This window comes from Occallatibacter sp. (assembly GCF_035317045.1).
Classification (GTDB): domain Bacteria; phylum Acidobacteriota; class Terriglobia; order Terriglobales; family Acidobacteriaceae; genus Telmatobacter.
Genome location: NZ_DATHHT010000033.1, coordinates 141,873 through 157,337 on the forward strand (window position 1 = coordinate 141,873; position 15,465 = coordinate 157,337).

Consider the following 15,465-nt stretch of genomic DNA (forward strand, 5'->3'; position numbering starts at 1 on the left):
ATTTAGAACGCCGCCTGCGGGACCTTTAGCCTCACGGATAGTTCTGGCAGCTTTTTCCCGTAGCGTCGAACGCGGCATTTGAGGAATGCATTATGAGTACCTCCGAACAGATATCCACCCGCCGCCACGAATACCGCGTGAAGGCCTGGTTCCGTTCCCTGTTCCTTATTCTCGGTGCCCCCGCCATTGCCGGCGGAATCATGATGTGCGCATTAGCTCTAAAGGGCACAAACACCTCATTGCCGCTCCTAATGACGGCCGTCTTTCTCTTCTTCGGCATTTACCTCATCGCGCTGGCTATGCGCTCCCGGGTCATCATCGATGGCAATCGCATCGAGATTCGCGGTGCCTTCACCGACCGCTTCGCCGACCTCAACGAGATCGAAGGCTACCGCACCGTCAGTTCTCGTAATGGCAAGTACACGCAGTTTTATTTGAACAACGGCCGCCGCACGCTCACACTGGCCAATCATTTTGATCACGACTCCGCATTCGATTCCTGGATTCGCCGGGTCGCGGATCTCGACAAGCGCGATCGCGACAGAATTCTTGAAGAGATTTCCCAGCACGAAGCACTCGGTTCCACGCCTCAGCAGCGTCTCGCCGCTCTCGGCCAGGCGAAGACGTACAGTGTTTTCGCACTGGTCATCGCCGTTGCCGCCGCTGTTGCAGCCAACTTCGGCACCCCGGCGCTCTATCTGCCCTTCTCCATCGCACTCGCACTCGTGCCTGTTACCCTCGCGATCCTGCTCCACCGCTCGCCGCTGCTCTACGCTGTGTTCAAGCGAAAAGACGATCCGCGCGCTGAACTCCTCTATGCCCTCATCGTCAGCAGCTTCGGATTGCTCATCCGCGCGCGCGGCATTCACTTCGTCTCGCTCCAATCGATCGGCCTGGTGGTTGCCCTGCTCACTCTCGCATATCTCGCGGCGTTCTATCACTCATTCTTTGAGAGTCCTTCTCCCACACGCACCCTTTTCGCACTTCTTCTCTTTGGCATGCTCTACAGCTACAGCGCGGTCGCGGTAGCAGACGCGGTTGGTGATGAATCAACATCTACGCGCTATGTCGTTTCAGTCGTCGGTAAGCACTACACGACGGGACGCTCGCGCTCTTACTACCTCGAACTCGACCCGTGGGGTCCCATGCTGCAAGCGAACAGCCTGGGTGTCTCAAAAACCATCTATGACAAGTCATCTCCCGGCGATCAGGTCTGCCTCGAACTTCGACCTGGCCGCCTCAATGCTGCCTGGTACACCCAGGTCTCCTGCTCCAATGCGCCGCTCGATTCCCAGCCCTGAGACCGTGAATCCGCTCCCGACAACTATCCACACATTTATACTTCGATCTGTGATTCCCTCCCTCGAGACCATGCAGTGGCACATCTTTCTCGGTCGCCCGCCACTTCCGGCGGCATCGCCGGCTGCCGTCTCATCGCTCATTCAACATCCAATCCTCATCACCGGTGCAGGCGGTTCCATCGGCTCCGCGCTCGCGCGCCGTCTGGCGTCCGCCGGTGCGCGCATCATCCTCCTCGAATCCTCTGAAAACAGTCTCAACGACCTTCAGCAGGATCTTGCCGGCGGCTCTGCCAACGCGAACTTCTATCTTGGCGGCGTCTCCGATCGCAGCCTCCTCGACGAGATCTTCTCTCTCCACCGTCCGAACCTTGTCTTCCACGCCGCCGCCCACAAGCACGTTCCTCTCATCGAACAACAACCCCTGGCCGCCATGGCCAACAACATTTTCGCCACCGAAACGCTCGTCGCCTCGGCCTCCGCGCACAATGCCCGCATTGTCCTCGTCTCCACCGACAAGGCCGCCGCGCCCGCAGCCATGATGGGCGCAACCAAGCGCCTCGCCGAACAAATTGTCCTCACATCGGGCGGCACCGTCCTCCGCCTCGGCAATGTTCTCGCCTCCCGCGGAAGCGTCACAGAAGTCTTCGCCCGCCAGATCGCATCCGGACTTCCACTCACCGTCAGCGATCCCGCTGCCCGCCGCTACTTTCTCACGATCGCTGAAGCCGTCGAACTTCTGCTTGTTGCAGCGAGTGAGCCACAAACGCATACCCTCCTCGTGCCGCTGCTTCCGGGACCACATTTCATCGCAGACCTGGCGCGCTTCATGGCTCGCACTCTTGTTCCAGATCGCGAATCGGCCATCGAATTCACGCACCTCCGCCCCGGCGACAAGGAATCCGAACAACTCTGGTCCGAGTCCGAAACACCACACCCAGCAACCGCAGGCAGCCTCGTCTGCCTTCACTCGCCATTGCCTCCACGCAGCCAGCTTCACTCCGTGCTGGCCACACTGCACCGCGCTGTCCAATCGCGCGATCCCTCCGCGGCGCTTGCCGATCTTCGAGTCCTCGTTCCCGACTACACTCCGAGCCAGACAGTTCTGGCTCACTGCTCCACTGCCGCGTCGCAGGTCTCCGATGAGTAAGTCCGGCAAAGCGAAAAGAAGAATTGCCGTCGTCACCACCTCGCGCGCCGACTACAGTCACCTCTACTGGCCCCTCCGCGAACTCGCTGCAAACCCCGAAATCGAACTCGGCCTGATCGCGCTCGGTCCCCACCTCTCACCGGAGTTTGGCAACACTATCTCTGAAATCGGACGCGAAGGCTTCCCCATCAAGGCGCGCATCGAGTGTCTCCTCAGTTCCGATACGGACACCGGCATGGCGAAAACCATCGGCATCGCCATCCTCTCACTCGCCGATACTCTCTCTGCATGGCGCCCGGACCTTATGCTCTTAATCGCTGACCGCTATGAGATGATGGCTCCGGCCTGCGTCGCACTTGCCCTGCGTATTCCCATCGCCCACATCGAAGGCGGCGAAGTCAGCCAGGGCGCCATCGACGACCAGGTCCGCAACGCCCTCACCAAGCTCGCTCACATTCACTTCACCTCGACTGAAACCGCACGCCGCCGCGTCATCGCCATGGGCGAAGAACCCTGGCGCGTTCACCAAGCAGGCGCACCCTCGCTCGATCATTTGCGCCGCTCCAAACTTCTTTCGCGGACAGACCTCGAGAAACGACTCAGTCTGAAACTTGCATCTCCGTCGATCCTCGCCGCCTGGCATCCCGTCACCATCCTCCGAGATACCAATGCCGAGGCCGACGCGCTTTTCACCGCGCTTGCGCAAGTCCCGGGCCAACTTATCTTTGTCTATCCCAACACCGATGCCGGCAGCCACGCGCTCATTGAACGCACCCGCACCCTCGCCGCCATGCGGCCCGATACGCACATCTTCGTCAACCTGGACGCCGTCACCTATTGGAGCCTTCTCGGCCAGATCGATGCGATGATTGGCAACTCCTCCAGCGGCATCATGGAGGCGGCCTCGTTCGCTCTCCCAGTCGTCAACGTTGGCATGCGTCAGCAGGGCCGCGAACGCGCCCGCAACATCCTCGACGTTCCCGCCGATACCGCCGAAATCGCCTCCGCCCTTAAACGCGCCCTTACACCCGCGTTCCGCAAGAAACTTCACGGCATGGCCAACCCCTACGGCAACGGCACCGCCGCCAAAACAATCGCCCGCATTCTCACCAGCGCTCCACTCGACAACCTCCTCATCAAGCAACCAGCACCGCTAACCGATGAACCCACGCGCTAGCCTGCTAACAGGCGCGCAGCGCCGCTAACCGGTGCAAAGCACCGCTAACAATGCGCAGCACCTGCTAACTCCGCTTCAAAGAATTCCATGTCTATCCCTCTCAGCGCTCCCGACATCACCGAAGCCGAAATAGCCGCCGTCACGGCTGTCCTGCGCACCCCTCACCCGCACATGTTTTAGCGAAAAATTGTTCACCCTTACGCAACCCGGTTATCGTAACCGTGCATCAATGGTCTTCGAGAGCTTGGGGCTCGTCGCTGCGAAACATCCTTCAGTCAGGTCTTCGGATTCACTTTCAATTAACCAGAAGTACTTGCTACCGGGTAAGAACGTCGCACCTCTTTCGCCCAAACTGGTCTGCGACAGGGGTTTATTCCCAAACAGGAACAGTCGCGAAAACCGTTCGCGTTAGCCTGGGTCGATTCGTGTTTCATCCGTGTAGCCTTACCGGAAATCACAAACTCTAACCGGAAAACACAGAACAGGTATTCCATGGTCGTTAAAACCCAAAGCAAAGGTCACGGCGTCACCGGATTGCACGTTGGAATCGCGAATGTCCGCCGCTATTTTCCAAAGGACACGCACAACATCGAACTCCAACTCGGTCACCTTCGGATTCAATGCGGCCTCAAACCCGACTTCTGGCAGGGTCAACCGGAGATCTACGACCCAAGGCTATGCGCATGGCTTGAATCCAAGAATCTCCACGGCACCGCCAATCGCACCGTGCCCCTGGCTTTAATTCCCTCCGGAAATAACTCCTTCGAATTGCAGCCGATTCCCGTAATGTCCCTCGCCCCTCGCCCTCGTCCCAAGGTCGCTCCTATCTCCGCTGCTTAAAACTGAACGCACTGCCTATCTCCTCGCAAACGGCGCCAAAGCATTCTCTCCGGCGCCGTTCTTCTTTGGACGATACCCGACCGATCGCCGATGCCTCGATCTTCGCGCTTGCTAAACTCATAACGAATGAATCCCAATCCCCTGGAACAGGCAATCGAGCGCCACTTCGCCGCCGGAGCTTCCGCCATCAACGACCCGGCTGCCATGGAATCCTTCCTCGCCTTGCGCGATGCGCTCGAGCGCGGTGAACTTCGTTCTGCCTCACCCGACTCAACCGCACCAACCGGCTGGCGCGTCAATGCCTGGGTCAAGAAAGGAATCCTTCTCGGCTTTCGTCTCGGGAAACTTCGCGATTTCCCCGCAGGCGATCTCACATTTGTCGACAAAAATACCTATCCTCCGCGCTACTGGGCCCCTAAGCATAGCGTCCGAATCGTCCCCGGCGGCTCCTCCATCCGCGCCGGAGCCTACGTCGCACCCGGCGTTGTCTGCATGCCCCCCATGTACATCAACACCGGCGCCTGGGTCGACGAAGGCACAATGGTCGATTCCCACGCCCTCGTCGGTTCCTGCGCCCAGATCGGCAAGCGCGTTCACCTCAGCGCCGCCGCCCAGATCGGCGGCGTACTCGAGCCCATCAACGCCAGCCCCGTCATCATTGAAGACGATGTTCTTGTGGGCGGAAACTGCGGCGTCTACGAAGGCACCATCGTCCGCACCGGGACCGTCCTCGCTCCAGGAACCATCCTCACGCGCGGCACGCCCGTCTTCGACCTCGTCAACGGCACAACCATCAAAGCGACCACCGACACCCCGCTCATCATTCCGCCCAACGCTGTCGTTGTACCCGGCTCCCGCGCTGTCGCCAAAGGCAAAGGCCACGCGAACTCCGAGGCCTGGGGCCTCTCACTCTACGCCCCTGTCATCGTCAAATACCGCGACGAAAAAACCGACCTCAGCACCGCCCTTGAAGACCTGCTGCGCTAACCCACCACTTGTGTGGCATCGCGCGAACCTGGGTGCCCCAGGTCTCGCTCCTGAGACCTGGGAAGCAAGCTTCAATCGATACATGCGGGTAGCCCCATCCGTGACGCTTCTTTTGCGTCATGGGTGGGATAACGCGATCCCTCTTGCTCCGACCATGCGCAGAGCGGCTGACCACTCAGGCACCATTGGCTTGCTACCCTGTTCCCGTGCCTCAAGTTTCCAAATCCATCCGCTTCGCCATCATCGGCCCCGGTCGCGCCGCCGCCCGCTTCGCCCACGGTCTTCAGGCCGTCGAGAATACTTCCCTGGCCGCCATCTGGGGCCGCAACTCCGACCGCGCTCGCGCATTTGCTGGCAAGTTCTCCGACCCGATCGTCGCCCCTACCCTCAACGACCTACTCTCCTCCAACATCGACGCCGTTTATATCGCCACTCATCCCGACACCCACGCCGAGTTCTGCTTACAGGCTCTCGCAGCCGGCATCCATGTCCTCTGCGAAAAACCCGCAGCCCTCAATGTCTGCCAACTTCAAACCGTACTCTCCGCCGCCCGCCGGCACGACCGTCTCTTCATGGAAGCCATGAAGCCGCCCTTCTTCCCGCTCTATCAGCGCCTCCGCCGGCATCTCGAATCCGATCCAATCGGCCTCATCGGGTTCGTCCGCGCCGGCCATTGCGACTCTTCCATCGGTCCCGACTACCCACTCCACTTCGCCGAACTCGGTGGCGGTGGCATCATGGGCATCGGTCCGTACGAAGCATTTCTCGCGCTCGATTGGCTCGGCCCCCTCAAGCGCGTGCAGACCATGGGCCGCCTCAACTCCGAAGGCGTCGACAACTTCGCAATCTTCCAAACGGAACATGAACGCGGCTTGGCCCAACTGCACACCGGCATCGACCTGCTCAGCCACGGCGATGCCCTGCTCTCCGGACCGGGCGGCTACGTGCTCCTCCGCGCCAACTGGTGGAACCCTTCCTACGCTACCGTTCATTACCTTGATGGCCGCATCGTCGAGATTGACTCGCCCTACACCGGCAGCGGCTTCAACTACGAGACCACCCACTTCTGCGATCTCATCCGCCAGGACTTGCGCGAAAGCCCCGTCATCCCCCACGCACTCTCGCTCGGCATGGCGCGTCTGCTTGAAGAAGCCCGCGTTGCCCTCGGCGTCCATTTCCCTGCCGAAACCAAGATCGACGACCGCCATCCCTTCGACAAGGCCACCGGCCTCGACACCGGCGGCTTCATCCCCGGCAACGATCTCCACCCCGGCCATCCGCACGATTCCCATTTGGGGTCCTACTATGGAACAGCTCCATCCCTCGTCCAGGCCGTGCTCGATCGCTGGCTCGAAACGCCCGATCGCCTCTTCGTTGAGAACTACACCTTTATCGACTTCGGCTCCGGCAAAGGCCGCGTAGTCCTCATCGCCTCGAAGCTTCCCTTCCGCAAGTGCATTGGCGTTGAGCTGAACCCTGATCTGAACGCGATCGCAGCCGATAACTTCGCGCGCTGGCAACAATCCGGCAACCCCCGCAGTCCTCTCGAAGCCGTTTGCCAGGATGCCCTCGCCTTCGAATTCCCGCCCGGCCCCTGTCTCGTCTACCTCTTCAATCCCTTCCCTTCGCAAGTGCTCGCGCACCTCATCGACCGCATCGCAGAGGCCTTCGCCGGCCGCCCCGGTCAGCTCGATCTGCTCTATGTGAACGCAGAATTCAAAGACCTCCTCGACCAGCACCAAGGTTTCACTCCGCTCTGGCAGATGCCCGTCACGATGTCCGCGGAAGACGCAGCCGCTGATCTGCTCCACCAGGTTGATGCTTCCGGCCGCAAGCCCTATGCCGAAGATTCGCAAGATCCCTGTGTCGCCTGGCGCTTCACCGGATCAACAAATGTCACACCTGCCTAACTATGTTGTCAGGTCCCCAAAAACGCGCTGTCATCCCGAGCGGAGCCGAGGGATCTGCGGTTGCTTTCAATGAGACCCGCAACGCCGCACGACTCAATCGGGAGAGTCGGCCAAGAATTCCACCCTCAACGCGAATGCACGTTTCTAATATCGCAATCCCAATCGCATCGGAAAATCTTCTTCGCCATCTTCCAGTTCCGCTTGCGCGCTGTGAATCCGCACCACTTCGCGATGCCGATAACGAAACCACAGATGAATCACAACAATCGCGATCGCCGCCAGGCCAAAATTTGGCCAACCCTGTTCGATCCATCGATCAGAAATCATCGACACCGCTGTCACCGCGGGAAAAAACGTGAAATAGAACAACAGCGTGAAAGCCAGATTTGGTTTCTCCCGCGAAGGCTCACCCGTAAAGGGGACAATCATCACGGTCGAAAACAATGCATCAGTTAGCACCACGCACATCCCAGCTCCCACCAGGATTTGCGCCGCCGTTCCCTGCACGCTTGCTAGCTCTGCCGGAGCAATCAACCGCAGCACGCCAACCGTCGTTTCCGTAATCACCACACTGCACAGCATCACCCAAAGTTTTGCGGCCTTCAGTTCATGCATCGCCGCTACGAAGTGCGCTGGCCTGCCATGCGTGAAACGAAAGATCCAGTTCCCCTGCTGATTCCCCGACGAAACAAACGTGGTCCGCAACCCGGTCGTCACCCAGAACGCCACAATCCCCACCGCCACGCGAATTCCGTCCGCTGAAGCATTCGCATGCAGCTGCCCGTTAACCACCGTCAGCCGCAGCACCGTCGCAATCAACACCGAGAGCCCGACCCCTCCGTAAAGCACGAGGTAGATACGGTAACGTGGAACTCGAAAGAGCGTCTGGTTGATAAAGTGAAACACCGCGCGCCCGATCGGCCTTCGTACCGTGCCCAGGTGCAGCAACCGGTTGAGTGGCGTCAGCAGCCCGTTTCGTCTCGCCCGCGGCGGCGCTCCCTCGAGTAGATACTTCACCCGCCGCAAATACGCCACCGGATAAGCAACAACTCCGATTGCTGCCGCACCGAGCAACGCCATCAACCCGATTCTCGAGAGCTCGCGAAAAATCGGCAATGCAGACGAACCATCCACCAGCATCTGGTACATCCCAAGAAACCAATACGGAGGAAACCACAGCACTGCGCCGTTGTGTGACTGCAATAACCGCGGCGTAACGCCTGATAAAACTGGAAACAACAGCAGCAGCATCACCAGCACCGTGACCGCCCCACCCTGCAATACCAGTGAGATTCTTCGGAACAGTCGTTCGCCCATCGCTGCCAGCAGCACGCTCTGCAGCGCAACAACGAGTCCCGCGGCAAACAACCCACCCGCCGCAACCGCCGTCACATGTCCCACAAGAAAACTCACCAGGCGCGGCGGATCTGTTGCCGCCGGCAGAACCAGCGGAGCCATAAAATTGGCGTCGAATAGAAATCCGGCAATGAAGATGCCGATCGCAGCTGCGCGCCCGAAAAATACCCTCCCCTGCGCCAGCGGCAGCGTCCCCAGCACCACCAAGTCCAGCAGGTCCGGGAAAAACAGGTCCCACTCAAACACCGTAATCAGGCCCATGACAACGAACGAGTACAGCACGAAAAAGAAGTGATGGTTCACCTGCACCCAATAGGGTGGCGGACCGACCGCGGTGCTTCCCGGCGGCCATCCCCGGAACGGATGGTAAACGGGCCAAAGATAGATAGCCACCATGAACCCCGGCACTCCAGCTGCGAAGGCAAGCTGGACCAGGCGCGTCTTCCCGTCTCCATCTGGAGATGCGGTTTCGTGATTGAAGAAGCGCTCCAGGAAATGCCGCATCAGCAGTGCGAACTGGTTCCGCTCCGGCTCCCGCACCGGCCCCATTGCCGCCTGCACGTTGAGTGAAAGAACGGCGGACGCCCCATTTTGCGGCACAAGCAGCTTTTGAAAGTTACCTCGCATCGGCGATCTGCATGACATCCACGATCTTCTCCGCAACCACTCTCGTATCCTGCTGCTCCACAAGTTGCGCAAACACACTCTCCAGATTCGGCAGGCTCATCAGCGATTTCAGCTCCGAAGGCGCTGCATCGACCAGCACGTGCCCCTTTGCAATCACAATCACACGATCGCAAACCTGCTCCACGGTCTCCAGCACATGCGAAATGTAGAGGACAGCCTTACCGTCCTTCGCCAGCATCTCCAGCAGATCCTTGAACAGCCGCGCCGAAGCAACATCCAGCCCAGAGAGCGGTTCATCGAAAATCAGCAGCTTCGGATCGTGCAGCAACGCCGCGGCGATCAGCACCCTCTGCCGCATGCCCTTCGAGTACGACGAAATCGGCGAATACTGCCACGATTCCAGATGCAGCAGCTTCAGCAGCCCCGTCGCCTTCGCTTCAATCAGCGCCTCGCTCATCCCCCGCAACCGGCCCACAAGCTGCAAATATTCGAGCCCAGAAAGATACGCATAGAGCTGTGCTTCTTCCGGCACATACCCGATCGACGCCCGGTATCCGACCATGTCGTCGCGAATATTCTTCCCTTCAAACAGCACCTTTCCGTCATCTGGCCGCAGCATCCCCGTAATAATCTTCACCGTGGTGGACTTACCCGCCCCATTCGGTCCCAGGAACCCTACAATCTCTCCACGCGCGACTTTGAAGCTCACATCCTCAACGGCTGGAATCGTTCGATAGCTGCGGTATAGATGCTGAACTTCGAGCACGGCAGGGCCTCCCATTCACCCTATGTAGCATTCAGCATATATCAATACAATTCATTGTCAAGTAGATTGCTACATAGGTAGAATGCTGGCCATGGCAGGCGAGACAAAACTTTCCCATACCGCCGCGATGATCCTTCAGGCCATCGCCGCCGGCTACGTCTACGGTTTCAGCATCATGGAGATGACCGGCCTGCCCAGCGGAACCGTCTACCCCGCCATGCGCCGCCTCGAGCGCGACGAGTTGATCCGCTCCCAGTGGGAACGCCAGTCCATCGCAGACGCCGAACAGCGCCCCCTGCGCAAGTACTACAAGATCACCACTCAAGGAAAGACAACGCTCGAGGCTTCCCGCAAACGCTATCCTCTCCTCGATCGCCTCATCTCTACTGAGGAGGCCAGTGCCCGATGAATCCTCCAGGCGATCGGGTCTTCTCCCTCTTCGATGTCACGCTCTTGCGCACCGCATCGCTCCTCGTGCCCTCGTTTCAGCGTGAAGACTGGCGCCGCGAGTGGTTCGCTGAACTCTGGCACGTCCGTCGCTCCTACATCGGAATCGACAACACGTTCTCCTGGAACGCGCACCGTGAAATCACCTGCTTCTGTCTCGGCGCATTCCCCGACGCGCTCTGTCTCCGCAATCAACCCGCAAAATCAGCTTCCGCGCATGTGCACATTCACGGGTCCGCAGGCCAGACCCTTCTGTGGCTATCGGCTGCGTTGGCACTCTGCTTCGTCATATCCCGCCTGCTCCCCGGCGTCAAGGCAGAGAACGAGGCCGCGCACTACCAGATCAAACCCGGCGTGCTACTCATCAACGAAGCCTCTGCCAGCGGCGGCAGCCCGAGCATCTCTACCGCCCTTTATCAGAATTGGAGTAATTCGCCGCAGCGCTTCTTTCAGGACCTTGCCTTCTATCGCGTCTCCCGCGAAAAAGCTGATGCCGAGCCCGGTTCAAAGCCCTGGAGCATTGCGCATTCCTCCACCAATCTCTTTTCGCTGCTCGGCCTGCCCATCCGCTATGCGGATCGCCGCGATGCCCCGGATCCCCAGCAGGACTCCGCGTTGCCCTCGCTTGTTCTCAGCCACGATCTCTGGATGCGCTCCTTTGCCGGCGACCCGCGCATAGCCGACCGCATCATCCGCATCGGCTCAACCAGCGTTCGAATCGCCGGCGTCGCTCCCGCGGGCAGCTGGCAGTTGCCCGGCGCACCCGATGCCTGGGTGATCGAGTCCAACGCGCAGATCCGATCTGAGGCGCCGTCCACCGCGAAGGGCTACCTCCTCGCCCAGCTCTCCCCACGCGGTCAGGCCGCCATGTCGGATCCGGCCATCTCCATCAACGCTCTCAATCAGGATGGTGTTGAAATTGATCTCGTTGGCGCTCCCATCGACGCTCCCATCGAGGGCGCCTGGAGCATTTTCAAATTCGCCCTTTTCCTCGCGCTCGTAGCCCTGCCCGCGGTTATCTCCGTATCCCTCGGGGATTCCGACATCACCTCGCATCGTCCATCGTTCCGACAGCGCATCAACCGCATCCTGTTCCTCGCCGCAAAATTCACGCTCATTGCAGCCATCGGGTTCGCGGCGTCGCTCGATCTTGCATATGGCAACGAGATCGGCTACTCGTCAGTAGCAGAATGCTTCCAGCTTCTATGGTGCTTCACCATCTGTCTCGTTGGGTTCCGCTGGGCCGTCGCCGATCAACGCAAGCGATGCCCAGTCTGTCTGCGCTGCGTCACCAATCCTGCCAGCGTGGGCCTGGCCTCGCGCACCTTCCTCGGCTGGAACGGCACAGAGATGATGTGCATCGGCGGTCACGCCCTGCTCCATGTTCCATCGCTGCCCACCAGCTGGTTCAGCGGCGAGCGCTGGCTCTACCTCGATAGTTCCTGGGATTTCCTCTTCGCCGACACCCTCACCTATTGAAGACGCCGCGTCCTGGTTAACCCAGTATCATCCCGAGCGAAGCGGAACGAACAGAAGCGAAGCCGAACGATCTGCGGCTGCCTTTTCAAACCACACTCGTCGACAATCCAACTTGGAACTTAGAACCAACAAACCTGGAACTTGGGACTACGAACTCAGAACTTCGAACTCTCACTTCGCAGCCCCGCATCAATCGTCTGCAGCAGCTTCTGTTCCGGATCGCCGAAATACTCCCAGAACATCACTCCGCCCAGCTTGCGCTCCCGAATATACTTGCACTTCTCCGCGAGCGACTCTGGATCCTCGTACGACACAAAAATGTGCTTCTCCGCGTTGTATAGATATGGAGCCTTCCCCGCATCATCCCAGTACCGCGTGAATCCCTGACCCAGCAGGTTCTCCGCGATCGCGCTGTACTGCCCATTGAATCCTGCGACGGACTTCCCCGGCTGAAACAATCCATGATTCTGATCCGTCACCTCGCCCCACGCACGTCCGTAGAACGGCACTCCCAGCAGAATCTTTTCCGCCGGCACTCCCGCCTTTTCGTAGTCCCGCACAGTCTCATCCGACGACGCTTTCTTGGGATCCGCCGGATTGGCGAACAATGGCGCATGATGTCCCGTCGTCGCATCCGAATCCGCCTCGTAGTAGTCATAGGTCATCAGGTTCACCGTGTCTACGTACCGCGCGACTTTCCGCATCTCGGTATGCGCAATCACGTCATCGCCCGCACCCATCGCTACCGTCAGATATAGCCGCCGGTGGGGCTTCTTTGCCGCGGCATTGAACCGCGCCCGCAACTCCGCGAGCAGCGCCGTGAAGTTCTGCTTGTCCTCCGCGCGATAAGGATGCCCCGCACCCGGCATTCCGGGATACTCCCAATCGATATCCAGACCGTCCAGGTCGTACTGCACCAGAAATTCCATAGCGCTGTCTTCAAACACGCGCCGGCTCGCCGCGGTCAATGCCATGTCCGAGAAATTCTTCGACCACAACCACCCGCCTGCCGACACCAGCACCGTCAGCCGCGGATTCCCATTCCGCAACGCTGTCAGTTGCGCAAAGTTCTGCGCATCTGTGGGCGCACCCAGCACCATCCGTCCGTCCCTGATGTTGGCGAATGCATAGTTGATCCGCGTCAGATACTTCGCATCTACCTGTCCGGGCGTGAGCGCATTGCCACGGGCAAACACGTATCCCGTCACTTCCAGTTTTTCTGGAATGCGCGATGCACCAAAACTGTGAGAGGAAAACGCGACCGCGAAGCACATCGCAAAACAGCAGATTCGAGACATAGTGGTAACCCACCATCAAGCTATCAGAATGCCCGAATGTAAAGTTCGCTCACACTTCGCCAGTCACGACCGCTTTACGGCCTCGCACCCATCGGCCTCTCGTGAATCAGCATCCATGATGTACCGAACTTGTCGCGCAACTGCGCAAAGCGAGTCGCAAAGAACGTCTCCTGGATTGGCATAAACACTTCGCCGCCCTCGGCCAGCAGCGCAAAAAGTCGCTCCGCCTCCGCATCGCTCCCTAGATTGAGCGCGAGATAAGCGCTGCGCATCGGTTTCCAACGGTCTCCAGGCACATCGCTGGCCATTATCATCGTCTCGCCGATCGTGATGGTTGCATGCAGTACCGCATTCTCCATACCAGGCATCACCTTGCTCGGGTCCGGCATATCGCCGTGCTTCATCATCATCCCGATCTTGCCGCCCAGATGTTCCTCATAAAACTTGAAAGCCTCGGCACAATTCCCGCCGTAGTTCAAGTAAGTATTCAGTCTCATGACAATGACACTCCAGGAAAAATCCTGCGCTCAAGTCGAAAAGCAGAATCGCGACCGATGTAGCCCTTCAACCGTGCCACATCAGAATACGCGTTTATTCGCCGGATGCGGGAACTGCACCCACCAGGATGATCGGGGCAGTAGGCGTCGCCGCCCCTTCGGCCTTTTCGATGGTCACGCCAAACGCCTTGGCCGGTACGCCCCTCGGCAGGGGCGGCAAAACGACGCTCGCGCTTCCCGCGGCATCAGGCCGGAAGAGGCCCGCAGGAATTGGCGCCTTGCCATCGGCCGGAATTACCCACAGTTCGTACGTCTTGTTCTCTGCCAGTTGTCCCAGGTCGTTCGCCTGGAACACCAACCCGCCGCTCTCGGCCAAGTAGATTGCACGTCCTGTCGGTTCCGGCTTGGCTTTTGCAGCCGTCAACAGCACCCGTTTCGCCGCCGGTGCCGTCAGTACATCCAGCACCTGCTGGGCCCGTGCATTGGCCACAGCCTGTTGCTCTACCAATTGCTGCTGCTGCGCCAACTGATCATTCAACACACGAACCTTTTGTTGCAATGAAATCGCAAACAAAAGCGATGCCGCCGCGGCAAGCCATCCAATCCACACCGCCGCCGTGCGCGCCGGTCGCTTTCTCTCAATCGAAACTACGGGTGCGACGCCGCCCTTGCCCTTCTGCGCCGCATCCGCAGCCACTCGCTCCACAAACCGCGCCCGCGCACCCTCCGGCAGTGGCTTCTGCTCCACGCTCATCGCCACCAGCGCAAGGTCGCCGTTCACTTCCGCCAGCGCCTGTCGGCATTCCGCACACTGCTCCAGATGCAGACGCACCGCTGCGAGCTCATGCGACTGCATGGCCTGCATTGCGTAGAGGACCAGGTCCTCCTGCGGTATATGTTCGTCCTGCATCATCCAGTAATCGCCTTTCTCAACGTCATCAGTGCCGATCGGATGCGCGTCTTCACCGTTCCCAGCGGATCACCCGTCTTCGCTGCAATCTCCGAGTGCGTCAACCCCTCAAAAAAAGCCATCTCCACCGATTTCTGTTGCTCCATCGGAAGGTCCTTCAAGACCCCGCGGACCTTCTCCATCATCCGACTTCGCTCAACTTCAGACCCAAGATCCGACGACGACACCAGCACCACATCGTCCACCGAATCGGTCGGCCTCCTTCGTCGCAGCGAATCGATCGCACGGTTGCGCGCCATCACGGCAAGCCATGCTCCCAGCGAACCCCGGCCCGACACGAACGCGTTGGGGTTTCGCCAGACCTGGAAGAATATCTCCTGCATCACGTCCTCGGCCTGCCCGGGATCCTTCAATACGCGCAGCGCGACCGAATACACCATGCCGCTGTATTGATCGAAAAGGTCGGTCATAGCCTGCTGGTCGCCACCCTTTACACGCGTCAAAAGCAACTCATCGCCCCCGGCGCGATCACCGGCGCCGCGACGAATTGCATCCCCATCTAGAGAACGTTGAGGCTTTGCTGACGGATTGGTGGGGCTCTCACTCACAGGTCAAAATCGGGTAGCCACTGAACGACAAACCGTATTCTAGTGAGCGTTTGTGCAGGTGCCTAGCGAATTTCTGCATATTTTTGAACAACTTCGCTCCCGATACTCGCGCATC

At 59.4% G+C, this 15,465-nt stretch carries 14 protein-coding genes; 8 read left to right on the forward strand and 6 right to left on the reverse strand.

All coding sequences use genetic code 11. From position 1 onward, the window contains the following. Positions 1-92: 92 nt before the first annotated feature. The 6 genes from VK574_RS16230 to VK574_RS16255 all read left to right on the forward strand — a co-directional run bounded on the left by VK574_RS16230 (position 93) and on the right by VK574_RS16255 (position 7,362). Positions 93-1,301 carry a hypothetical protein gene (locus VK574_RS16230; protein ID WP_472800905.1) on the forward strand — a complete coding sequence of 403 codons (1,209 nt, stop codon included), beginning with the start codon at positions 93-95 and terminating at the stop codon, positions 1,299-1,301. A gap of 70 nt (positions 1,302-1,371) precedes the next feature. After that, positions 1,372-2,448: an SDR family NAD(P)-dependent oxidoreductase gene (locus VK574_RS16235; protein ID WP_472800906.1), complete on the forward strand. Its 1,077-nt coding sequence runs from the start codon at positions 1,372-1,374 to the stop codon at positions 2,446-2,448. Continuing rightward, complete coding sequence (gene neuC, locus VK574_RS16240) at positions 2,441-3,625, forward strand: UDP-N-acetylglucosamine 2-epimerase (RefSeq protein ID WP_472800907.1); 1,185 nt, start codon at positions 2,441-2,443, stop codon at positions 3,623-3,625. The genes VK574_RS16235 and neuC overlap by 8 nt, the downstream gene beginning before the upstream one ends. 492 nt (positions 3,626-4,117) lie before the next feature. Then, on the forward strand, positions 4,118-4,465 hold the full coding sequence (locus VK574_RS16245) for a hypothetical protein (protein ID WP_472800908.1): 348 nt from the start codon (positions 4,118-4,120) through the stop codon (positions 4,463-4,465). A 126-nt stretch (positions 4,466-4,591) separates the two neighbouring features. Next, positions 4,592-5,452, forward strand: coding sequence for a 2,3,4,5-tetrahydropyridine-2,6-dicarboxylate N-succinyltransferase (locus VK574_RS16250; protein ID WP_472800909.1), 861 nt, complete (start codon positions 4,592-4,594; stop codon positions 5,450-5,452). Between the two features lie 185 nt (positions 5,453-5,637). After that, the gene (locus VK574_RS16255; protein WP_472800910.1) at positions 5,638-7,362 is read left to right on the forward strand and encodes a Gfo/Idh/MocA family oxidoreductase; all 1,725 of its coding nucleotides are present in this window, start codon (positions 5,638-5,640) and stop codon (positions 7,360-7,362) included. Positions 7,363-7,506: 144 nt separating this feature from the next. On the opposite strand, the gene VK574_RS16260 is transcribed toward VK574_RS16255, so the two are convergent. Both VK574_RS16260 and VK574_RS16265 read right to left on the reverse strand, forming a co-directional pair. After that, positions 7,507-9,363 (reverse strand): hypothetical protein, encoded by a 1,857-nt coding sequence (locus tag VK574_RS16260; RefSeq protein WP_472800911.1) that lies wholly within the window; start codon positions 9,361-9,363, stop codon positions 7,507-7,509. Beyond that, positions 9,335-10,111 carry an ABC transporter ATP-binding protein gene (locus VK574_RS16265; protein ID WP_472800912.1) on the reverse strand — a complete coding sequence of 259 codons (777 nt, stop codon included), beginning with the start codon at positions 10,109-10,111 and terminating at the stop codon, positions 9,335-9,337. Before VK574_RS16265 ends, VK574_RS16260 begins: the two co-directional genes overlap by 29 nt. Positions 10,112-10,202: 91 nt before the next feature. Between VK574_RS16265 and VK574_RS16270 the strand changes: the two genes are divergently transcribed. Continuing rightward, the gene (locus tag VK574_RS16270) at positions 10,203-10,520 is read left to right on the forward strand and encodes a PadR family transcriptional regulator (RefSeq protein ID WP_472800913.1); all 318 of its coding nucleotides are present in this window, start codon (positions 10,203-10,205) and stop codon (positions 10,518-10,520) included. Continuing rightward, positions 10,517-12,037: a hypothetical protein gene (locus VK574_RS16275; protein ID WP_472800914.1), complete on the forward strand. Its 1,521-nt coding sequence runs from the start codon at positions 10,517-10,519 to the stop codon at positions 12,035-12,037. The genes VK574_RS16270 and VK574_RS16275 overlap by 4 nt, the downstream gene beginning before the upstream one ends. Positions 12,038-12,192: 155 nt before the next feature. Here the strand turns inward: VK574_RS16275 and VK574_RS16280 are convergent, their stop codons facing one another. The 4 genes from VK574_RS16280 to VK574_RS16295 all read right to left on the reverse strand — a co-directional run bounded on the left by VK574_RS16280 (position 12,193) and on the right by VK574_RS16295 (position 15,350). Beyond that, positions 12,193-13,335: a glycoside hydrolase family 18 protein gene (locus tag VK574_RS16280; RefSeq protein ID WP_472800915.1), complete on the reverse strand. Its 1,143-nt coding sequence runs from the start codon at positions 13,333-13,335 to the stop codon at positions 12,193-12,195. Positions 13,336-13,409: 74 nt separating this feature from the next. Further along, positions 13,410-13,832, reverse strand: coding sequence for a VOC family protein (locus VK574_RS16285; protein WP_472800916.1), 423 nt, complete (start codon positions 13,830-13,832; stop codon positions 13,410-13,412). A 94-nt stretch (positions 13,833-13,926) separates the two neighbouring features. After that, positions 13,927-14,745: an anti-sigma factor gene (locus tag VK574_RS16290; RefSeq protein ID WP_472800917.1), complete on the reverse strand. Its 819-nt coding sequence runs from the start codon at positions 14,743-14,745 to the stop codon at positions 13,927-13,929. Then, positions 14,742-15,350: an RNA polymerase sigma factor gene (locus VK574_RS16295; RefSeq protein WP_472800918.1), complete on the reverse strand. Its 609-nt coding sequence runs from the start codon at positions 15,348-15,350 to the stop codon at positions 14,742-14,744. Before VK574_RS16295 ends, VK574_RS16290 begins: the two co-directional genes overlap by 4 nt. Positions 15,351-15,465 lie beyond the last annotated feature (115 nt).